The sequence below is a fragment of the Candidatus Dedyshia acidiphila genome, from assembly GCF_051025295.1.
In the GTDB taxonomy this organism is placed as follows: domain Bacteria; phylum Acidobacteriota; class Terriglobia; order Terriglobales; family Acidobacteriaceae; genus KBS-83.
Map to the genome: position 1 here is coordinate 35,858 of NZ_JBMGJV010000028.1, position 21,844 is coordinate 57,701.

Annotated in this window: 16 protein-coding genes and 1 tRNA gene; 8 read left to right on the top strand and 9 right to left on the bottom strand. The window is 62.2% G+C overall.

Features of this window, described 5'->3' with window-relative positions:
- Positions 1–9: 9 nt before the first annotated feature.
- From AC5IJH_RS12430 to purN, 3 genes are read left to right on the top strand one after another with little or no spacing between them, the layout of a single operon-like run.
- Positions 10–1,668 (top strand): adenosine deaminase family protein, encoded by a 1,659-nt coding sequence (locus AC5IJH_RS12430; protein ID WP_491903145.1) that lies wholly within the window; start codon positions 10–12, stop codon positions 1,666–1,668.
- Between the two features lie 42 nt (positions 1,669–1,710).
- Positions 1,711–2,772 (top strand): phosphoribosylformylglycinamidine cyclo-ligase, encoded by a 1,062-nt coding sequence (purM, locus tag AC5IJH_RS12435; protein WP_491903146.1) that lies wholly within the window; start codon positions 1,711–1,713, stop codon positions 2,770–2,772.
- 5 nt (positions 2,773–2,777) lie between these two features.
- A complete protein-coding gene (gene purN / locus AC5IJH_RS12440; protein WP_491903160.1) occupies positions 2,778–3,386 on the top strand; it encodes a phosphoribosylglycinamide formyltransferase in 609 nt (202 codons plus the stop codon).
- Here purN and AC5IJH_RS12445 read toward each other — a convergent pair.
- Genes AC5IJH_RS12445 through AC5IJH_RS12460 form a run of 4 tightly spaced genes read right to left on the bottom strand, consistent with a single transcriptional unit; the run spans position 3,383 to position 7,138 of the window.
- Positions 3,383–4,321: an oxidoreductase gene (locus AC5IJH_RS12445; protein ID WP_491903147.1), complete on the bottom strand. Its 939-nt coding sequence runs from the start codon at positions 4,319–4,321 to the stop codon at positions 3,383–3,385. The genes purN and AC5IJH_RS12445 overlap by 4 nt on opposite strands.
- Before the next feature lie 23 nt (positions 4,322–4,344).
- On the bottom strand, positions 4,345–5,529 hold the full coding sequence (locus AC5IJH_RS12450; protein WP_491903148.1) for a S1C family serine protease: 1,185 nt from the start codon (positions 5,527–5,529) through the stop codon (positions 4,345–4,347).
- Positions 5,526–6,203 carry a dephospho-CoA kinase gene (coaE, locus tag AC5IJH_RS12455; RefSeq protein ID WP_491903149.1) on the bottom strand — a complete coding sequence of 226 codons (678 nt, stop codon included), beginning with the start codon at positions 6,201–6,203 and terminating at the stop codon, positions 5,526–5,528. Before coaE ends, AC5IJH_RS12450 begins: the two co-directional genes overlap by 4 nt.
- 8 nt (positions 6,204–6,211) lie before the next feature.
- Entirely contained in the window at positions 6,212–7,138 is a 927-nt protein-coding gene (locus tag AC5IJH_RS12460; RefSeq protein ID WP_491903150.1) for a bifunctional 5,10-methylenetetrahydrofolate dehydrogenase/5,10-methenyltetrahydrofolate cyclohydrolase, read from the bottom strand.
- A gap of 74 nt (positions 7,139–7,212) precedes the next feature.
- Here AC5IJH_RS12460 and AC5IJH_RS12465 point away from each other — a divergent pair, with 74 nt between their 5' ends.
- The gene (locus AC5IJH_RS12465; protein ID WP_491903151.1) at positions 7,213–7,416 is read left to right on the top strand and encodes a Trm112 family protein; all 204 of its coding nucleotides are present in this window, start codon (positions 7,213–7,215) and stop codon (positions 7,414–7,416) included.
- A gap of 1 nt (position 7,417) precedes the next feature.
- Here the strand turns inward: AC5IJH_RS12465 and AC5IJH_RS12470 are convergent, their stop codons facing one another.
- Entirely contained in the window at positions 7,418–7,657 is a 240-nt protein-coding gene (locus AC5IJH_RS12470; protein ID WP_491903152.1) for a hypothetical protein, read from the bottom strand.
- Positions 7,658–7,851: 194 nt separating this feature from the next.
- On the opposite strand from AC5IJH_RS12470, the gene AC5IJH_RS12475 reads away from it, so the two are divergent.
- Positions 7,852–8,151 (top strand): hypothetical protein, encoded by a 300-nt coding sequence (locus AC5IJH_RS12475; RefSeq protein ID WP_491903153.1) that lies wholly within the window; start codon positions 7,852–7,854, stop codon positions 8,149–8,151.
- Positions 8,152–8,202: 51 nt separating this feature from the next.
- Here AC5IJH_RS12475 and AC5IJH_RS12480 read toward each other — a convergent pair whose 3' ends face one another.
- On the bottom strand, positions 8,203–9,480 hold the full coding sequence (locus tag AC5IJH_RS12480) for an ABC transporter permease (RefSeq protein WP_491903154.1): 1,278 nt from the start codon (positions 9,478–9,480) through the stop codon (positions 8,203–8,205).
- A 131-nt stretch (positions 9,481–9,611) separates the two neighbouring features.
- Here AC5IJH_RS12480 and AC5IJH_RS12485 point away from each other — a divergent pair.
- Positions 9,612–9,701, top strand: a tRNA-Ser gene (locus AC5IJH_RS12485).
- A gap of 32 nt (positions 9,702–9,733) precedes the next feature.
- Here AC5IJH_RS12485 and AC5IJH_RS12490 read toward each other — a convergent pair.
- A complete protein-coding gene (locus tag AC5IJH_RS12490) occupies positions 9,734–11,611 on the bottom strand; it encodes an APC family permease (protein ID WP_491903155.1) in 1,878 nt (625 codons plus the stop codon).
- Positions 11,612–11,878: 267 nt separating this feature from the next.
- Here AC5IJH_RS12490 and AC5IJH_RS12495 point away from each other — a divergent pair, with 267 nt between their 5' ends.
- Positions 11,879–15,298 carry an outer membrane beta-barrel protein gene (locus AC5IJH_RS12495; RefSeq protein WP_491903156.1) on the top strand — a complete coding sequence of 1,140 codons (3,420 nt, stop codon included), beginning with the start codon at positions 11,879–11,881 and terminating at the stop codon, positions 15,296–15,298.
- Between the two features lie 102 nt (positions 15,299–15,400).
- Here the strand turns inward: AC5IJH_RS12495 and AC5IJH_RS12500 are convergent, their stop codons facing one another.
- Together AC5IJH_RS12500 and AC5IJH_RS12505 are read right to left on the bottom strand one after the other, a co-directional pair.
- Positions 15,401–17,422, bottom strand: coding sequence for an alpha/beta fold hydrolase (locus AC5IJH_RS12500; protein ID WP_491903157.1), 2,022 nt, complete (start codon positions 17,420–17,422; stop codon positions 15,401–15,403).
- Between the two features lie 37 nt (positions 17,423–17,459).
- On the bottom strand, positions 17,460–18,209 hold the full coding sequence (locus AC5IJH_RS12505; protein ID WP_491903158.1) for a GAF domain-containing protein: 750 nt from the start codon (positions 18,207–18,209) through the stop codon (positions 17,460–17,462).
- Between the two features lie 328 nt (positions 18,210–18,537).
- Between AC5IJH_RS12505 and AC5IJH_RS12510 the strand changes: the two genes are divergently transcribed.
- Positions 18,538–21,774, top strand: a complete 3,237-nt coding sequence (locus tag AC5IJH_RS12510; RefSeq protein WP_491903159.1) for a TonB-dependent receptor — start codon at positions 18,538–18,540, stop codon at positions 21,772–21,774.
- The last annotated feature ends 70 nt before the right edge of the window (positions 21,775–21,844 follow it).

Sequence of the window (21,844 nt, forward strand, 5' to 3'; positions counted from 1 at the left end):
ATCTCGCGCATGCTTTCTCTTCGTCTCCGCCTCACGCAGCTTACTCTGCTCGGCTTGGTGTTGGTGGCGTCCGTCGGCTCATCGGCGCAGCGTCATCACCCGGCGCGCAGCGCACATCCCGCGGATGTCGTCCCCGCGACTACCCCGGCAGTGACGAGTTCGACCTTGCTCACTGCGAGCGAGCAGGCCGCCGCCGCTGCGATGGAGCGCGCCCGCGGCCAAGGACCGGCGGCATTGGAGGCTTGGCTGCGCGCGATGCCCAAAGGCGGCGACCTGCACAACCACCTCGCCGGTGCGGTCTACGCCGAGACATGGCTGCGCGATGCCGCGCACGATCACGTCTGTATCGATCCGCAGACGCTCGCCTTCGCGCATCGCCCCCCAGCCGACAGCACGCTCGCGACTGAACCCTGCGCCGCCGGCACCACCGCCGCCAGCAGCCTGCCGCAGAACCAGTCGTTGTATGACGAGCTGATCGACTCCTTCTCCATGCGCTCCTTTGTCCCGATGACGGGCGACAGCAGCCATGACCATTTCTTCTCCAGCTTCGATCGCTTTCTCGGCTTGTCCGAGAGCCACACGCCGGAGTGGGTCGATGAAGTCGCCGGACGCGCCGCGGCCCAGAACGAGCAATACCTAGAGTTGATGAATACTCCGGGCATCGCGTTCGCTGTGATCGCCGGAGCGAAGCCAGTCCCGCCAGGCACGGGCTACGCTGGCTGGCGGGAAGACCTGCTCCACAACGGATTGCGCGAGCAGGCAGCATCCGTCCGCGCGCAGATGGACGACTTTGAGACCACTCGCCGCCGCATGGAACGCTGCGACAGCGCGCAGCCAGAGGCCGCTTGCTCTGTGCAGGTGCGCTACCTCTATCAGGTGTTGCGCAACCAGAAGCCCGCGGCCGTCTTCGCGCAGATCGTGCTCGGCTTCGAGGTAGTCGCCGCCGATCTCGCCTCGGGTCATCCGCATTACGTCGGACTCAACCTCGTCCAGCCGGAAGACTGGCAGCACTCGATGGCGGATTACACGCTGCACATGCAGATGATTGCCGCGCTACGCCCGCTCTACCCTGGGGTTCCGGTGTCGCTCCATGCCGGCGAACTCGCGCCGGGCCTGGTGCCACCGGAGGGCCTGCGCTTCCACATCCGCCAGGCGGTCGAGATCGCGGGCGCCGAACGCATCGGCCATGGCGTCGACGTGATGCACGAAGACCAGCCGTTCGCCTTGCTCGATGAGATGGCGGCGCGCCACACACTGGTCGAAATCAACCTCACCAGCAATGACGTGATCCTCAACGTGAAGGGTCGCGAACATCCGTTGCCGCTCTACCTAAGTCACGGCGTGCCGGTGGCGCTCTCGACGGATGACGAAGGCGTGTCGCGCATTACGCTTACCCGCGAGTACCTCCGTGCGGCGGATGGGTTCGGGCTTGGCTATCCGGAGCTCAAGCAGATGGTGCGGCACTCGATCGAGTACAGCTTCCTGCCCGGCGCCAGCCTATGGCGCGATCACGACTACCATCAGCCGCAGCCCGCCTGTGCATCTTCGCTGCAATCGCTACAGCCTGCCGCGGCCTGCCGCGAACTGCTCGCGGCCAATGCCAAGGCCGAGCAGCAGTGGGAGCTGGAGCGGCGTCTTCGGACGTTCGAAACGGCGCCGCCCCGCTGATACACTGAACCCGCTCTCGCCCTGAGCGCAGAAAGAGCTCCGTTGCCCCAAGCCAAAGCCAAGCCCGTCACCTATGCCGATGCCGGCGTCGACATCACCAGCGGCGACGCGGCCAAGGAGCGCATCAAGACGCTCGCGAAGCAGACCTTCAACAAAAGCGTGCTCGGCGGCATCGGCGGCTTCGGCGCGCTGTTCGCACCCAACCTCAAGAAGTACAAAGAGCCTGTGCTGGTCTCGAGCGCGGATGGTGTCGGCACCAAGCTGAAGATCGCCTTCGAACTCGGCGTGCATGACACGGTCGGACAAGACCTCGTCAATCACTGTGTGAACGACATCGCGGTTCAGGGTGCGGAGCCGCTTTTCATGCTCGACTACCTCGCGACCGGCCGCCTTGAATCGAACGTCATCGAGCAGGTCGTCAGCGGCCTCGCCAAGGCGTGCAAGGAGAACGGCTGCGCGTTGATCGGCGGAGAGACGGCGCAGATGCCCGGCTTCTACGCGGATGGCGAATACGATCTGGCCGGCTTCATCGTCGGCATCGTCGACCGTAAAAGGCTGATCACCGGGAAAGAAATCAGTGAAGGCGACGTATTTATTGGCCTTCCGTCGACCGGTCTCCACACCAACGGCTACTCGCTTGCCCGCAAGCTGCTCTTCGAGGTCGGTGGCCACAAGGCATCCGACCGTGTTGCCGCGATCGAGGACAAAGCTGGTGCGGCGCTCCTGAAGGTGCATCGCAGCTATCTGCCGGTCATTCGTGAACTGACCAAGGCACGCGTCGTCGCCGGCATGGCGCACATCACAGGTGGCGGTATCACGGAGAACCTTCCCCGTATCCTGCCCAAGGGAATCGCCGCCGAGATCGACACCGGCTCATGGACGCGGCCGCCACTCTTCACTTACCTGCAGCAGTTAGGCAGCGTGCCGGAAGATGAGATGCTGCGCACCTTCAACCTCGGCATCGGGCTCATCGTCGCTGTGCCGCAGGACAAGTTCAAGCGCGCCCAGAAGCTGCTCGGCAAACTGGGCGAGACATTCCACGTCATCGGTCAGGCTGTGCGCGTCAGCCGCGGCGACGATCGACGCGTGCACTACCGCTCGTGAGCGCGATGCATCGGCTCGGCATTCTGCTCTCCGGCCGCGGGTCCAACTTTGTCGCGATTGCGGACAGCATCGCGGCCGGTAGTCTTCCCGGGGCAGAGATCGCGGTCGTCATCTCGAACAAGGCGGAAGCGCCAGGTCTCGAAGCAGCGCGCAGCCGAGGATTCAAAGCGCTCGCCATCGAAGCCAACGGCCGCAAACGCGCCGAGCACGACCAGGCAATCCTGGCTGCGCTGCGCGAGCATCTCGTGGACCTTGTGTGCCTCGCCGGCTACATGCGTCTGCTCTCGCCGAGCTTTGTGCAGGCATTTCCGCAGCGCATCATCAACATCCATCCGTCGCTGCTGCCGGCATTTCCTGGTCTCGATGCGCAGCAGCAGGCCTTCGACTACGGCGTGCAGGTGACGGGGTGCACCGTCCACTTTGTGGATGAGCAACTCGACCACGGCGCCATCATCCTGCAGCGCACCGTCGCCGTGCTCGATGGTGACGACGCGCACACACTGGCCGCGCGCATCCTTGAGCAGGAGCACCTCGCTTACCCTGAGGCGCTCGGACGCGTGCTCTCCGGCGGCTACGTGATTGAGGGACGCCGCTATGTGCGGCGTGGCACTTAAGCCGTTGCGGTAAGCGCGTCGTAGCGCACGCCCGTTAGCTCCTCGGAAATCGACCACAGCCGCCGTCCGGTCTGCGGATCGAGAGCCTTCGGCCTGGGCTTGACCTCGATCGGTGTCCCCTTCATCTCTGCAATGCCGTCGGGTCCGTAGTAGGCGCCGCCCTGCGCTGCAGGCGAGGTCGCCGCATACAACGTCGGCCATGAGCCGCGATCATCCGATTGCGCGATCAGCGGCAACACGAGATTTGCGATGCGCCCCTCGATGCCATTGCCCATGCCGTTGCTCACAATGCTGGTCACGGCTACACCTGGGTGCGCGATGATGCTTGCGGTGTTCGCGTGCATCGCGCGCAACCGCCGGTCCAGCTCGATGCCGAAGACCAGGTTCGCCAGCTTCGACTGCTGGTACGCCTTGCGCGGGTTATAGCTGCGCTCGCCCTGCAGATCGTCGAAGTTCAACTCGCCGCCCTTGTGTGCGATCGAGGCAACGGTTACGACGCGGCTTCCCGCGCGCGAGAGCAATGACGGCAGCAGTCGTCCAGTCAGCGCAAAGTGCCCAAGATGATTGGTGCCGAACTGCCGCTCAAAGCTCTGCGGTGTGATCTGCCGCTGGGGCAGACTCATGACGCCAGCGTTGTTGATCAGCAGATCGAGCGGCTGGTTCTGCGCCAGAAATTCGTCGGCAAACTGCCGTACCGAGCCCAAGTCCGCCACATCGAGCACCCGCACCTCGACCTTCGCGGCCGGCTGCTCCGTCAGTATGCGCGCCATCGCAACGTCCCCTTTGTTCTTGTTGCGGCAGGCCAGAATGACATGCGCCCCGGCCCGCGCCAGGTAGCGCGCCGTGTGAAAGCCAATGCCGCTGTTCGCGCCCGTAACAATCGCTAGCCGATCCTGCTGCGCCGGTATCTGCTGTGGAGTCCACTTGGTGCTCATCCGCATGCTCCTCTTCCTGTTCGCTACGCCGATCGAGTTCCTGCTTCTTCGAGTGTTACCTGCACGGTCAGCTTGCGCTTGCCACGCAGAATCGTCACCGTAACTGTATCGCCCGTCTTGTGCTCGTCCATGATTTGCGAGATGTCCTGCCCAGTAGTGATCTGGCGATCATCGATCGCGATGATCAGGTCACCGCCCAGCAGAATCGGCGTGTTTCCGAGGTAGGCCTGCTGCGTGCCTCCATGCAGGCCTGCACGCTCGGCAGCGCCGCCCGGCAGCACGCGCTGGATCAGCACGCCAGAGCTCGTTCCCAGCCCCATCTCCTGCGCAAGGTCCGGCCCGATCGGCAGGGAAGTGATGCCCAGCGACGGCCTCCGCACTCGACCGTAGTGCGCGAAGTCTTCGAGCACCGCCTTTGCCGTGTTCACCGGGATGGCAAAGCCGATGCCCGCACTCTGCTCGATCTGCTGATTCGGGTTCGTCGCGATCAGCGAATTGATGCCGATCACCTCGCCATGCGAGTTCAGCAGAGGTCCGCCGGAGTTGCCGGGATTGATCGCCGCATCCGTCTGGATCGCATTCTCAATCAGGTTGCCCTCCGGTCCGCGTACCGAGCGCAGCGCGCTGATGATGCCCGTTGTCATCGTCCCGTTCAGCCCAAAGGGGTTGCCGATCGCGTAGACCTTTTGGCCTACCTGCAGGCCTTGTGAGTTGGACAGTACAGCGGGGGTCAGGTTGGGCGCGTCGATCTGTAACAGCGCCAGATCGTGAGGCTTGTCCTCGAGCACAAGCTGCGCCTTGTACTTGTGCTTGTTCGCCAGCGTGACCTCGATCTGCCTGCCACCGGCGATCACGTGGTAATTGGTCAGGATGTGGCCCTTCACATCGACGATGAAGCCGGAGCCCTGCCCCTCCTGTGGCACCGGTCCGTAGAACCAGTCATACGCCACCGCCACCGATGTGATGTTGACCACAGCCGGCAGCACCCGCTTGTACACCGCAATGTTGTTCTGCTCCTGCGCGTCGTAGCTGCTCTGCGCATCGGCTTCTGTCAGCGACAACGAGTGATCCAGGTGCGCCGCACTCCGCAGGCGCGACACACCCGCCAGCTCGGGCAGGCGTCGTGCGCCGGGAACGCCGAAGCTCGTCACGTACCAGAACGCGGCCACAAGCAGGACCGCAAGCAGAACCAGGCGACGAAATCTCATAGCGACTCAGTGCTCCTCTTGCTCTTCGCGGCGGCTCGTTTCCGCAACTCGCGGTAGACAGTCTCGGTGCGCCTCTTCAGCGTCTCGTACGAGCCGTCGTTCACGAGGATGGTATCGCTGAGTGGGATCTTGTCGGCATCCGGGAGTTGCGCCGCGATACGTCGTCGCGCCTCTGCCTCGAGTCCAGCGCGTTCCGAAGCATCCTGGGTCGCCATCCGCTCCACATAGCGCGAGATGCGCAGCGGCTCAGGTGCCGTCACAAGCATGACGTGGTCGAAGCGCTCTCGCCAGCCTGCCGTACCCGCTGCACGGCTCGCCTCAAACAAGAGCGCTGTCTCGTAGACCGCCACTCCATCCGGGTGTGTCTCGGCAAGCTGGGCCATCCATCGCTCCTGCTCTGCGATCACTGCCGGATGCACGATCGCGTTCAGTTCTTCGAGACGTCTCTCGCGAAAGCAAAGCTCCGCGAGTCGCTTGCGGTTGAGCGCGCCGCCCGTCAGCACGACCTCCGGCCCAAAGGCGCGCACAATCTGCTGGTACACCGGCTCTCCCGGCTCCATCAGCGCACGGCCGACCTGGTCGGCCTCCATCACGGGCGCGCCCAGCTCGCGGAGAATTGCAGCCACGGTGCTCTTTCCGCTGCCCAGCCCGCCCGTCAATGCAACGCGCAGCATGCTCCGCGTCAGACCGGCAGCCCGCGCCGCAGCCGCGCGGCACGCACCGTGTTTGCCATCAGCATCGCGATGGTCAGCGGCCCCACGCCGCCCGGCACCGGCGTGTACGCGCCTGCCAGTGCATACGCTGCCGGATGCACATCGCCCACCAGCGTCGACCCTTTCAGCCGGAACATCTCTTCACGCCGCGTGTCGCCCTTGAAGAAGCGATCGAACTCCTCGTGCGTGGTCAGACGGTTGATCCCCACGTCGATCACCGTTGCACCCGGCTTCACCATGTGCGGGGTGACAAATCCCGGACGTCCGATGGCCGCCACCAGGATGTCCGCCGTGCGGCACACCATCGGCAGATCGCGCGTCTTGGAGTGGCAGATCGTCACCGTCGCATTTTCGGCCAGTAGCAGAATCGCCGCTGGTTTGCCGACGATATCGCTGCGGCCGATGATCACGGCATTCTCGCCTGCGATCGGGATGTTGCTGCGCTTCAGAATTTCGATCACGCCTGCCGGCGTGCAGGGCGCGAGCGCGGGCTGACCCGTCTGCAGGCGGCCCACGTTCACTGGATGAAAGCCGTCCACATCCTTCTCTGGCGCTACCGCCTCCAGCAGCCGCTTGCTGTTCACCTGTGCCGGCATGGGCAGTTGCAGCAGAATGCCGTCGATGTCATCGCGCGCGTTCAGATCCGCAACCAGCGCCAGCATCTCTTCCGTGGTGACGCTCTCGGGTGGCGTGATCAGTTCACTACCTAGGCCCAATTCTTCGCACGTGCGCACTTTGCTGCGCACATAGATCTCGGACGCCGGCACATGACCCACCAGCACGGCGGCCAGCGTCGGCCGGATACTGTGCGCCTTCAGCGCGCCCACCTCTCGCGCCACATCCTGCTTGATCGCGGCCGCGATCGCATTGCCGTCCAGCCTGCGTGCCTCTGTCATCGCTCTCCCATCCGTTCTTATCGTAATCGGGCCGATGCGTCGGGCACGGACGGCGGCGGCCGTACACTGCCCACATGAGAGATGCAGACGGCGGCCACGCGCTTCCCCCAAACATGCTTCTCGATGACGCCAGGCTTCGGCTGCTCGCCTGCCCTGTCTGCCACGGCGACTTAGCTCACACCGCCTCCACCGGCATCGCCTGTCAGGCGTGCGGGCGGCAGTATCCCGTGCGCGACGGCCTGCCCGTGCTTCTGGCCGGCGCTGCCACGCTTCCCTGACTCAGTGGGTCGGAAAGTTGTGCCGGGTGATGAGATAGGCCAGCACCATGGCTCCGATCATGGTTCCGATCAGCAGCACCACCAACAGACCCCAGGTAAAGCCTCGCTTCTCGAGCAACAGGTCGTCGTCGCCCGATGTTCTTCTGGTTGCTTCCACTTCGTTCCCTGGCTCGATTTCGTGCATAGGATGAACGGATTTGCCCCCTGTTCCCATTCCTACAACAGTTTCGAACATCGTCATACATACCGAAGCGCGGCAATGCGCGTCTCTGTAAGTGTGACTGCGAGTTCAGCCGTGGCAGCAGCGTTTCGGGCAGCAAGAACGATTCTCTTCGCATCCGATAGAAACCTTTCGGACGTGATTAGGTCTGAAAGATAGAAGCAGCGAACTGGAGTCGCGCAGGGGAGAGCCGGCCCGGTGAACAGGAGGCAGTCATGGAAGATCGCGTTAGACCGGAGCTCATGCAGCAGGTCCCCACGCCGTCCCCTCAGGAGATTACCCCGCCGGGCATCGAGAAGTTCACCGTCGCTGAACTGACCAGCCTGCGCCACGAACTGCTGAGCAGCCAGCTCGATAGTTGGCAGGCCGCCGACGTTGCAGCCAGCTTTCTGGCTGGCCATGGCTATGGCGCGAGCTCTGATCACCTGCGCTCTGCCATCTCGCGGCTGGAGCTCTCGCGCTGCTCGATTGACTGCCTGCAGGCAGAGCTTGAGCGCGTGGCTTATATCCAGTAGTTCTCCTAGAACTCTGCCTTGTTCCTTGAATAGCCGGGCCACGCTGCCCGGCTATTCGTATTTCAGGCTCTCGACTGGATCGAGCTGCGCTGCCCGTGTCGCTGGCAGCGTGCCGAACACCACCCCCACAAGCACCGACGTCGCCAGCGCAATCACCACCGACCACAATGAGATTGGGATCTTGTAATCGGTGAACAGCCGCGCCGCAATCGGCGGCGCCATGCCAAGAATCGCGCCCACCATGCCGCCAGCCAGCGAGATGAACACCGCTTCCATCAGGAACTGAATGCGAATCTCGCGTGCCGTCGCGCCCAGCGCCTTGCGGATCCCGATCTCACGAATGCGGGAGCGCACATTCGCCAACATGATGTTCATGATGCCGACGCCACCCACCGCCAGCGTCACCGTCGCGAGCAGCAACAGCATCACGGTCAACCCGTCGGCAATCGACGATGCGGTGCGCAGAATCTCCACCAGCGTGTTGGCCTTATAGACCGAGTTGGTCTGATGCCGGCTTTGGATCACAGCCAGGATCTGCTTGGTCGCATACGGTATGTCGTTGCGATCGCGGATTGAAAAGAAGATCTGCTTCACCTTGTCCGTGCCGGAGAAGTAGCGCCCGACCGAGTAGGGAATCAGGATCGTTTGGTCCGCCACCTCGGACATGCCGAAGGTGCTGACGCTCTCCTTGAACGTGCCCACGATGGTGAACGGAATACCACTCAATTGAAAGCTCTGGTTGATCGCCGAATCCGGGCTGCCGAACATCTCCGTAGCAAACGGCTCCGTCACCACGGCCGCATGGCTGTGCGTCGTCTCATCCGTCTCGTCGAAGAACCGCCCTGCAGTCACAATCAGGTGACGCACGAGGCGGTACTGCGGCGAAACGCCAAGCACCAGTACGTCCTTGGCCACGCCGCGCCCGAAGCTCACGCGGTCGTGCATCTCGAGCATCGGTGAAGATGCTGCCACCACCGGCACCTCTTCATCGACCGCCCGCTCATCGTCGATCGTCAGCAGGTCGTTGCGGAATTCGCCCACGCTGCTCGACGACCCGCCCGAGTACTCGACCTCCACCATGTTCGGCCCGATGTTCTCGAGCTTCTTCATGGCATAGTCCTTGCCCGTCAGTCCGATGGTCACGACCAGGATCAGCGAGGCGGAGCCGATCACCATGCCGAGCGCGGTCAGTGCGAACCGCACTTTGTTCACTCGGAAGCTATCGATGGCCAGCAGCGCTATCTCGCGCAGCAGGATCGTGCGCTTGGCACTGTCCAGCGTGTTCTCAAAGGCGGCGCGGTTCGGCTGCGTGGCGGTCTGCGGAGTCATAACACCTGCACTAAGGATGCCAGAAGCCGGCCCCGGGACGCAGTCTCTGCTCTGGCTCACCCGGTCCAGCCCCGACCTGCACTTCCACCGGCTGGTCTCAGAGCCGTATCATAGGGCTGCCATCCCCGCGCGGAGGGATGTGTGAGCGGTTGAAACAGGCGGTCTTGAAAACCGCTTTACCCTAACGGGTAACGGGGGTTCGAATCCCTCTCCCTCCGCCATAAAGCTGCACCGAAGGCGCTTGCAGCAAGTGCTAACTCACGTGGACCACGGGTCTTCGTTCCGGGTCGGGGACAGCCCTGCGTAGAACCTCGTGCGTGACCGGGGCAGCGTCTCCCTCTCCCAGAAAGATGAACCGAAACATGTTCGCGACCGGATTTCCTTCCTTCCACTTGAAGTACGCGTGAGGAACTCGTCCAGTCTGCTTCTCGACATGGATCAGGAAGGCCGCGATTGAATTGGCCACCGTTGCGCTCTTGGCGTACAGCACTTTATGGACACCGAGGTTCCGTACGTCAACACAAAGACACTGATGGAAGTCGGACGCATCTGTACGCTCCACTTCGAGAAAGTAAATGGTCTCATTCGGTGCGAGGCCGAATCTGGACCTCACGAGACCATCGATCCTGTCCAGGTCCTCCGCTGATTCCTGCTGTGGCCTGCGCGCGACAAAGCGCACCACGCGACCGTTCTCCCCAGCCAGCATGTCCGTGGCCTGGTCAGAAAGCTGGATCTCGTTGATGCGCAACTCTGTGGAGCGCATGGCCCTCGACACCAGCGAAATGCTGATGATCGCAAGGATGAAGAAGGTGGATATCTTCAGGCCTTCCGGCCGTTCCCATATATTCAGCCCCGTTGTGTAGACAAAAATAAGCGTCACAATCAGGTAAGCCCACCGCATCCGGGTCTTCCAAACGGAGATCGTCACAGCCGTAGCGGCCGAAGTGATCAGCACCAGGACGCCGGTCGCATAAGCGCCCCCCTGCGCATCCACATCCGCATGGAAGGCGATGGTCACAAGGAATCCGACCGTCATGAAGACCAAGACAAGTGGACGAGAGGCCAACGCCCACTCCGGCGCCATCCCAAGCCGCGGAAGGTAGCGCGGAATCAGATTTAGTAAGCCCGCCATAGCGGACGCTCCAGCAAACGCCAGGATGAGAATGGTGCTCAGGTCGTAAATCGAGCCGAATACCGGGCCGAAGTACTGATGCGCAAGGTAGGCCATGGCCCGGCCGTTCGCTGCTCCGCCCTCGGCGAACGCGGCTGGCGGAATCAGCAGTGTCGTCACCAGACTCGTCGCCAGCAAGAAGATGCTCATGATGATGGCAGCGGTGTTGAGCAGTCTGCGGGTGTTTCGCACGCGGTCTTTCAGTTCTGTCCCGGAGATCAAGGGCATGACCGCAACGCCAGTCTCGAAACCCGACAGACCTAGCGCCAGCTTGGGAAAAAGCAGGAGCGACACGCCCAGCATCGCGAGCCAACTCGGATGCTCAGCAAACAGCGCGTCCCGCCAGCGAGGAAGGAGTTCAGGGTGATGCATCACGATGCTGATCGCCTTTGCCGTGACAACTGCGTTCAGGGCGAGATAGAGGGCAACGAGCACGACGGCGATGCCGATCGCTTCTTTGAAGCCTTTGAGAAAAATAGCGCTCAATGCGGACAGCAGCAGCAACGTCACCAGCATCTGCGAGCTGAGCCAATGCGGCGCATATGGATTGTGGATGAAGTGCGCCGCCGCATCCGCGGCCGAGAGCGTCATCGTGATGATGAAATCGGTGGAGGCGAATCCGAGCAGCACAAGCACGAAGACCTTGCCGCCCCACTCGGGGAACAGTCGCTCCAGCATGGCGATGCTCCCCTGTCCGTTCGGGCTGGCTCCCGCCACGCGGCGGTACAAGGGAAGTGCTGCGAAAAGGGTAACCAGAACCAGGACGAGTGTCGCTATCGGCGAGAGAACACCCGCGGCAAGAAACGCAATGCCCGGCTGATATCCCAGTGTCGAGAAGTAGTCCACGCCCGTCAGGCACATCACTCGCCACCAGTTGTGGACCGGTTCGGGCTCGCTATGCACACCCTTGGGTAGCCGAATGTCTGCAAGTAGCCAATCTGTAAAGCCGTGCTTACTCATGCATTGGGTCCACTCGCGGTGTGTCGGTGCTGGAAAGATTGGGACGGATCATCGCGGAGCAGAATTCCCCCGGGCATGAGTCTGCGAACTCTTTGAGATGCGATCGCGTATCAATCAATCAGCTTGTCCAGGACCGCTCTGAAATGAGGATCTTGCCGGCCATCCTCGAGGATCTTGGCAAATTGCATTCCGACCACCCTAATCGGTTCACTCTCAATTCACATAATTGTTGTTCAAACGCAACACGGCCGGCTTAGGTTGGCCGTTATGCACAAAAGTAAGATCTGCCTGGTTCTCACCGTTGCCCTCGGTGTGTCTGCCCCTTATGCCCTGGCCCAGTACGACAAGGGCAGCCTGGTCGGCACTGTGCGCGACAGCGCGGGCTCTGCCGTAGCGGGTGCCAGCGTCACCGTCACCAACACGGGCACCGGCCTGACCAGCACTGGCACCACCAGCAATAGTGGCGACTACGAAGTCCCCGAGTTGCGCGTCGGCCAGTACAACATCGAGATCGACAAGCCGGGCTTCGCACCGACTCGCGCCACCAACATCACCGTCTCCGTCGGCCAGCGTGAGCGGCTGGATCTGAGCTTGAAGGTCGGCGATACCAGCACTACCGTCGAGGTCACCGGCCTCTCTCTCCAGGTCCAGACCGAAACCAGCCAGCGTGAACAGATCGTCACCGGCTACCAGAGTGCCGCACTTCCGCTGGTGACGCGCAACTACTCTGACCTGCTCGGACTCGTCACCGGCGTCCGTCAGGCGCCCACGGCCGCGACCACCAGTTCGATCAGCAGCCTGGCCCGCGCCGGCGCTTACAACGTGAATGGTCAGCGCAGCATGTTCAACAACTTTCTGCTCGACGGCATCGACAACAATGCCTACGGCGAAAGCAATCAGGGCTTCGACAACCAGATCATCGCGGTCCCCCCGGACTCCGTCGCCCAGTTCAGCGTCGTGACCAACAATGAAGACGCGGAGTTCGGTCGCTCCTCGGGTGCAACCGTCAACACCGCCTCCGCCTCCGGTACCAACAACTACCACGCGACGGCGTACGAGTTCATTCGCAACACCAAGCTGAACGCCGCCGGCTTCTTCAAGCCGACCACCGTCAGCAATACAGGCTCGAGCGTGCCCTTTCAGAAACCGACCTTCAATCGCAATCAGTTCGGCATGAATGTCGGCGGTCCTATCCTGAAGGACAAGCTGTTCTTCTTTCTCGACTACGAAGGGTTCCGCCAGACCCTCAAGCCCCTCAGCGTGCTCACTCTGCCCACGCAGAACCAGATCAATGGCATCCTCGTCGTGCCCGTCACAAATCCGCTGACCGGGGTTACTTATCCAGCCCACACGCCGATTCCGACGAATGCAATCAGCCCCCTCTCGCGGCAGATCCTCGCCTCCTTCGCCACCATCGGCGGTCTGCCCGTCAGCGGCTCTCCTACTACTGGCCTCGCCTCGAACGACTACGCCGTTCAGGCGCCTTTCACGGACAAATCCGACAAGGGCGATCTCCGCCTCGACTTCCAGCAGAGTGCCGCTACCTCCTGGTTCCTGCGCGTCAGCGATCGCAAGGAAACCGGCGTCAACCATCCCACGATCCCGCTGCCGCTCGATGGCCAGACCAACGGCACGATCCGCATCCTCGACCAGCAGGTTGCGGCTGGCTACACGCACCTGTTCGGCTCCAGCCGCATCCTCGATGCGCGCCTCGGGCTGTCCCGCACCAAGGCCGGCAAGTACACGCTCTCCATCGGCGATAACGCCTTCAGCATCCCCGGCCTGCCCAACAACCCGATCGTGGCCGGTGGTCTCCCGTCCGTCAGCATCACCGGGTTTACGGGCTTCGGCCGCCAGAGCACGAATCCTCAGTGGCAGAACCCGGCCCTGCTGAACCCCAAGGTGAACTACACCTGGATCCGTGGGCACCATTCGCTCAAGCTCGGTTACGAATACGAGCACATCTGGATGGCAGTGAATGACAACAATCCGCTCTACGGAGCGTTTACCTATGCCGGCGGCTACACGGCAGCCAAGACCCCGGTTACGGATAACTACTGGGCCGACTTCCTCTTTGGCCTGACTAACTCCTACTCACTCGCGAACTACTTCGTGGCGCATCTGCGCCAGACCATGCACAGCGGTTATGGGCAGGATGACTGGAAGGTCACGCCGAACCTCACGCTCAACCTGGGACTACGCTGGGAGTACGGTTCACCCTACTCCGAACAGCACAACTACATCTCCAACTTCGACCCGGCCACGCAAACAGTGTTGACTCTCAGCCCCGGAGCCGTCGCGGCGCCTGGTCTGAAGCCCGTCTCCGCCGGCGGCGTCTACGGCAAAACGCTGGTTAATCCCGATCTCAACGACTTCGGTCCGCGCGTTGGCTTCTCCTACGCTCTAAAGGCGGACACGGCGATCCGGGGCGGATTTGGTGTCAGCTACGTGCACTACACACGTGCCGGCTCGGGTGACATTCTCGCCATCAACGCTCCGCAGGCCCTGTTCGTTTCCGTGCCGCAGAAGGCCCCAAAGCCGACCAACGCCTGCCCTCCTGGCGCCGCTGCGACTACCTGCTACACCACGTCTGACCAGGGCTTTCCCACCACGCTGGCCACCACCTTCAATCCAGCTACCGACAACGTCACCTGGGTTCCGAAAGATACTCGTGACAGTTACGTAGAGAATTACTACCTCAGCCTGCAGCACGAGATCTCGAAGAACATCCTGTTGGACATCGCCTATGTGGGCAACCACGGCCTGAAGCTGCAGGGCTTCTTCAACGCCAACCAGAAGAACCCGGCCGCCGGCTTCCAGCGGCCCTTCGGCAACTGGCCAAGCGATATCACCGCCGCGAAGAATAGCTTCTACTCGAACTACAACGCACTGCAGGTTCGCTACGAGCAGCGCTCGCGCGGCGGACTCACCCTGCTGAACTCCTTCACCTGGGAGCATTCACTCGACAACGCCAGTGCTTCGCTGGAAGGCAATACGCCTTCGCCGCAGGACGGCAACAATCCCGCGGCCGACTACTCGCAGTCGGATTACAACCTGCCCGTCGCCAATGTCACCAGCGTGGTCTACGAACTCCCGTTCGGCCACGGCAAGCGCTTCCTCAATCAATCCGGCGGCCTCGCGGAGAACGCCTTCGGTGGCTGGCAACTCAGCCTCATCAACACCGCGCAGGCGGGCACGCCGTTCAACCTCACCTACACGCCCAACAGCAGCAACGCGGTCTCGCCCCAGATCTCCGCAACCTACCGCGGCGCGAATGAGTACCGGCCTAACTTCGTGCGGGGGCAGAACGTCACGCAGGGTCGCAAGGTGCGGCTGCCGAACACGGGCTACGTGCAGTACGTCAACCTGAGCTCGCTCTCCCTTCCTGCCACTCGGGATGGAGCGGGCGGTCTGCTCAGTCCCTTCGGCAACGCCGCCCGCAACCCAGGTCGCACGCCCGCGTTCTACGAAAGCGACCTGGCCGTGAACAAGAACTTCACCACCCCGGTGGAGTCACTCAAGGTCCAGTTCCGCTCGGAGTTCTACAACCTGTTCAACCACACCAACCTTTACCTTCCGTCGAGTGGCCTGGGCGGCACTCTTGGCAGCTCTCCCACGAGTGGCGGCGTCATCTCCAGCACCTTCGAGCCGCGCATTATTCAGTTCGGGCTCAAGATTCTCTACTAACGTTCCTGTTAAAAATTGCGCTGGCGAAGCAGTCGTCAGTGTTGCAGGAAACAGAAAAGGGCCGCAGCGAACAGACTCGCTGCGGCCCTTTTGTTTGCTTCTCTACTTCGCCTGCGGTGTCGCTCCCAGATACTTGTCGTACCACGCGAACCAGCGCTCATACCGATCGCGAATGAAGCTCGGCCGCGTGAACCCGTGAAATTGGCCGGGGTAGATGATCAACTCCGCCGGTGTGCCCACGCTCTTCAGCGCCTGGTACATCTGCTCACCGCCCTCAAGCGAGACGTTGAAGTCCTTGTCTCCGCCCATAAAGAGCGTCGGCGTTTTGATCCGATCCGCGTGGAGGAACGGATACGACAGCTTGATGTATGTCTCCGGGTGCTTCCACGGCGCACCCAGCTCGTTGTCGTACTGCAGGATGTACTCATCGATGCCGTACATGCCGAAGACGTTCGCCGTGCCGGCGCCGCTGGATGCGGCCTTGAATCGATCTGTCGATGCAATCAGGTAGTCCGTCAGGATGCCGCCATAACTCCAGCCGCCGACCAGCAGCTTGTTCGGATCGACCTTGCCTGTGGCCACCGCCGCATCCACCGTAGCCAGCAGATCGGCGACTTCCTTGTTGCCCCAATCCGCGCTGATGGTTTCGCTGTATGCGTGCCCACGGCCGTTGCTGCCGCGGTAGTTGACGTTCAGCACGGCGTATCCATGCGCGGCGAACATCTGCCGCTCCGTCGCGAAGTCATGCTCATCCTGGTAAGTAGGGCCGCCATGGATGAAAAGCAGCAGCGGCACCTTCGTGCCAGCCTGGTAGTTCACCGGCATGGTGAGGAGGCCGTGCACATCCGTGCCGTCCTTGCTTTTCGCTCGGATGTCTTCAGCCGGCATCAGCGTGCGCTGCGTCAGCAGCGCGTCGTTGTGACTGGTCAGCTTGTGCAGGGCACCGTTGTCGAGCGAGTAGATCTCCGGAGCCGCCGTGTCCGTCGACCACAGCAGCGCGACGTGTCCTGCCGCGCTATCCAGTGCGTTCGCCACGCCAGAGTCGGTCGTCACGCGGTGTGGTGCTCCGTCACCAAGCGGCACCTCCTCGACGTACTGCACGCGGTCATCAGTAATGGTCGTCAGCAGAGCCTTGCCATCCTGAGTGAAGACAGGCGCGCCGGCACTGTTATCGATGCTCTTCGCCTCCAACTGCGCGGCCCCGCCTTCTGCTGAAATGACCGCCAACCGCGGCCCGTCGTACTCACTGAACGTTGGCGAGATCGACTGACGATAGGCGATCATTCGGCTGTCTGGGCTCCACGCCAGCGGCGCGTGATCCTCACCGGTAAACGTCGTGAGCTTGCGCGGCGCGGAGCCAGGCTTCGCATCCACCACAAACACATCGTCATTCTCCACACGGTCCGGATCGGGTGCGCTCTGGTTGCTGACGTACGCAATCTTCGTTCCGTCGGGCGACCACTCTGCCTCGTGCTCTTCGTAGCTGCCCGCACCGCTTGCCGGTGCACTGGTGAGCTTGGTCAGTTTCTTTGTCGAGATATCAAACAGATAGAGCTGGTCGTGCTTGTCGGTCAAGTAACCTTCAACGTCCTGCTTGAAGTGATAGCGATCGATCGCGATCGGCTTCGGCGGCTTCGGCTTGGTGCTCTTGTCGTCCTCGGGCTCATCCTTTTCGTGCAGCGTCAGCAGCAACTGCTTCGCATCGGGCGACCAGCGGAAGTCGCTCAGGTCTTGCTTCACCTCCGTCACCTGGCGCGCTTCACCTCCGCGCTGATCCAGCACCCAGACCTGCGTGCCCTTGGCCTTACCCGGCCGCGATGACGTAAATGCGAGATAGCGTCCGTCCGGGCTCCATTTCGGCGAGCTCGCAGACTCCGTCCCATAAGTCAGTTGCACATCGTTCTTGCCGTCGTAGTCGATGCGCCATAACTCGCTGACGCTCTTGTCGTCATCGGTGTCGACGCGGGAGACGGTGTAAACGATTTCCTTGCCATCGGGCGAGAGCTTAGGCGCTCCAACGCGCACCATCTGGGCAAGGTCGGCGGGAGTGAGTCCGGGCTTTGTCTGGGCGAGGAGCGGGGACACTCCGAGCAGGGCAATAGAAACAAGGGAAGTGCGAAGCATGCCCCGGAGTGTAGCAGGCAGGGTCCAGGAGCAGCGGCTACTTGCTGCCGGTGCTCCGTGCGTCCCCGCTGGCGCGACCCAGCCGCCGCAGCTCATCGCTCAACACGATGGCCTCAGCAAGTTCTTTCATGGAGCGGCGTTTCTGGCGGCTCTGCTTGCGCAGTGCCGCGTAGGCGCTCTCTTCATCGATCTTCAGATCGCGCTGCAGAATGCCTTTGGCACGATCGACGATCTTGCGCGTCTCCAGCCTGTCACTCAACTCTTCGCGCTCCATCTCCAGGCGCGCCATCTCGATCTCTGCGCCCACCAGAAAGCCGATCGTCGACAGCAACTGGATCTCGCGCTGCGTGTGCTCATGCGATTTCTTGTGCTGCACATTGATCACGCCCACCAGCTTGCCGCGGCTCAGCAGCGGCACAGATAAAAACGCTTCGAAGCGATCCTCGGGCAGATCCTTGAAGGCCTTGAACCGCGGGTCTGCCGCTGCATTGCGCGAGATCGCCACCGGCTCGCGATGTTCCGCCACCCATCCGGTAATACCCTGGCCAAGGGGCAGGTCGAGTGTGTCCACCAATTCCGCATGCGGAATTTTCGACGCCTGCATCACCAGCTTTTCGCCCTGCAGCACATAGATCAGGCACGCATCGCAGCGCACGATTGACGTTGCGAATTCGACGACCCGCCGCAGCACATCGTGCAGCGGGTCGGCTGCGGCGATCGCACTTCCAAGTTCATGCAGGAATTGCAGATGCGTATCGTCTGCTTCTTGCCAGCCGGATCCGTCCATGGCTCTGCCTCTTCCTCTTCGGGTGTTCTGCGACGCGGCACGTGGGAAGTACGGTGTGGTGCCCTGGAGACGGAGAAGCGCCGCTTCTTCGTCTCGTCAGTCCACCATCTTTTCCGTTGCGCTGGGAACGGGTTCTTCGTACAGTAAGAAATCCCAGAGCTTTCATCAAGCGAAACCGGCCTCGCTCCCTCGCAGCAGCAGGCCCTGGGCGTCCTTCCTTCCACGTCGAAGACGCTGACTCACCCTCTTCCAAGCTGAAGAACGCAACACTACGGGACCGTGCCATTTGGCACTGGTCTTTCGCAGTCGTGTTTCTTTTGGAGGCTTCATGCTGTGGCGTCGTTCATTCTTCGTCCCCTCGGGACGAGTCGTCCTCTCTTTGTCTCTTTTATCTGCGTCCGTGCTCAGCGCGCAGACCTTCCGCGGTGCCATCAATGGCAGCATCACCGACGCCAGCGGAGCCGCCGTCCCCGGCTCGCAGGTGCAACTGGTCGATGACGCCACCGGCATCGCGCACCAGACCGTCGCCTCCGCTGCAGGCGATTTCAGCTTCCCCGATCTTCCCCTCGGCTCGTACACCGTCACTGTCATCTCGCAGGGCTTCGACACGGTAAAGGTCACCAAGGTGACCGTCTCCGCTGGCGCCATCCACACCGTCCCGGTCAAGCTCGCCGTCGCGCAGCAGGCCACCACGGTCGAGGTCAGTGCCGCCGCGCTCGCACTCGACACCACTACACCCGTCCAGACGACGACCATTCCCAGCAAAACCGTGCAGGACATCCCGCTCAATGGCCGCGACTTCACGCAGCTCATCGGCCTCGCCCCCGGCTTCGCCGGCTACTCCGCTGGTGGCTACGGCTCTGTCAACGGCACGCGCGCCAACCAGGTCAATTGGCAGATCGACGGCTCAGATAACAACGACCTCTGGCACAACATCCCCGCTGTCAATCAGGGCGGCGTCGAGAACATCGCCGGTGTCACGCTCCCCATCGACTCCGTCGAAGAGTTCTCGTTGCAAACGCAATCTTCTCCAGAGACGGGGCGCAACCCCGGCGGTACGGTCAATCTCGTCACCAAGTCCGGCACGAATCAGATTCACGGCACGGCTTACTACTACAACCGCAACGAAGCCCTCGCCAAGGTGTCCCCCTTCGTCACCGGCAATCCGCCACTGCGCAATGAGCAGTGGGGCGCCAGCGCGGGTGGCCCGTTCTGGAAGGACCACACCTTCTGGTTCGCCAACTTCGAAAAGCAGAAGTTCAAGATCGCTCCCGGCAGCCAGGGCTATGTGCCCAACGCCGCCCTGCAGGGCCAGGCAACTGCGCTGATCCAGAGCTACTCGGCCCAGGGCGCCGCGGTGAACTCAGCCACCAGCGCGGTGCTCAACACGCTCTGGCCCGCGGACGTGCTCGCCGGCCCCGCGCTCAACATCAGTTCGGCGCCCGAGACCGGCTACAGCTATAACGGCGTCATCAAAATCGACCACACATTCAACGAGCGGCAGTCGCTCTCCGCCCGCGCCTTCCTTGGCCAGGGCACTCAGGTCGCTCCCGTCTGCGGCACCTGCACCATTCCGTACTACTTCGAGTCCGCGCCGATCCACGTCTACAACTACTCGATCGTGCACAACTTCACCTTCTCCCCGCACCTGACGAACCAGATCAACGTCGGGGTGAACTACTTCAATCAGATCTTCAACGACGCGAGGACCGGGTTCAACGTCAACGCGCTCGGCTTTGTTACGAACTCGCCCTACTCGAACGCGCCGCACATCAACATCAGCGGCTTCCAGCCGATCGGCGAAACCGCGCCCGCCGGTCGCAATGACATCACGGGCCACCTTGACGAGGCACTCTCCTGGACGCGCGGCAAGCACCAGTTCCGCTTCGGGGGCGAGTATCGCCAGGCGCAGATTGACGAGTTCTATCAACGCCACTCGAATGGCTCGTTCAACTTCACCGGCAAGAACGGGCCGTGGTGCACGTCGGACGCAAACTGCGGCGGCAACGTCCAGGCGCTGGCTGACTTCCTCGGCGGCTACCTCGACCAGGGCACCATCGCCCGCGGCAATGCAGAGCGCCAGGTCTTCATCAACACCTTCGACCTGTTCGCGCAGGATAGCTGGCAGATCACGCCGTCCCTCAACTTCAACTACGGAGTGCGCTACGACTATGTGCAGCCCATGCACTCGCAGTACAAGAACCTCTCCGTCTTCCGCCCGGAACTGACCGCCACCAACGGTCTTGCCTTCCAGGGTGCGCAGATCGGCGAGGTCTACCCCAGCGACTGGGTCAACTTCAGCCCGCGCGTCGGCTTCAGCTACTCACCGTCGAGGGTCAAAGGCGTCGTGATCCGCGGTGGTGCCGGCATCTTCTTCGACACGCCGAACGCCAACCCCTTCCTCGACAACCGTCCCGGCAACGCCGCACCCAATGGGCTTGAGGGCAATCCGGGTGGTCCCGACCCTGTCTTCACCATCTCCCGCTACGGCGTGTCGATCCTCCCAGGGCAACCGATCCTGCCCTCCGCCTCCGACGGCTGCTCGCCTGATAACCCGTGCGGCGTCTTCTCCGTCAATCGCAACTTCCGCACGCCTTACAACTACAACTACAACCTGCAGCTCGAACAGGCGCTCGGCACCAAAGCACTGGTCCAGATCGGCTACGTGGGCAGCGAGGGGCGTCGTCTTCTTAGCCTCCTCGACATCAACCAGCCGTCCTACCAGCCGTTCGTCGGCGCTGGCGCTCGACCGTACGCGGATCAGTACCCGCAGTACGGCGACATCAACCAGATCGAGAGCATCGGCACCTCGAACTACAACTCGCTTCAGGCCGTGGTCAGCCTGCGCAGCATGCATGGGGTCACCACCCAGTTCAGCTACACCTGGAGCCACAACCTCGACGAGGTCACGTCCTACCGCGGTCAACTGCCGCAGGACAGCCGCAACTTCAAAGGGGATTACGGCGCGAGCGACTTCGATACTCGCAACAGCTTCACGGGCTACGTGAACTACGAGGTGCCCGGCTTCCGCGGGCCGTCGCTGCTGACCCACGGCTGGGCCGTCAACTCGGTGATCACTCTTCGCGGCGGACAGCCGATCAACCTCTACACTGGCAACGACACCACCGGCAGCAACGAGTACACGCAGCGTCCGGACCAGATCGCCAACCCCTTCGCCGGGGTCAGCCACAAGGTGCAGAACGTTGACGGAGCCCGCTTCGTTCAGTGGTTCAACCCGAACTCGTTCGTCGATCCCCAGACCGGCTTCAACGGCAACTTCCGCCGCAACAGCTTCTTTGGTCCTGGCTTCGCGGATGCGGATCTGTCCCTCTTCAAAAACACGCACATCACGGAGCGCGTGAACACCCAGTTCCGCGTCGAGATGTTCAACGTGACCAACCGCCTCAACCTGGCCAGCCCCGGTCCGCAGCAGCTTGGCAACAGCTACACGGATTCCGACGGCTTCGGCCAGACATCTTCCACGATCGGCGCCGGCAACTATGCTCCCGGCATCGGTCCTGGCGAACCTTTCAACACGCAGCTGGCGCTGAAGATTATCTTCTAGAGCACGCAGTCGTGTTGGCCTCCCGCGGCATGGCTGCGCCTTCGGGCCCAGTCATGTCGCGTCTTTTTTT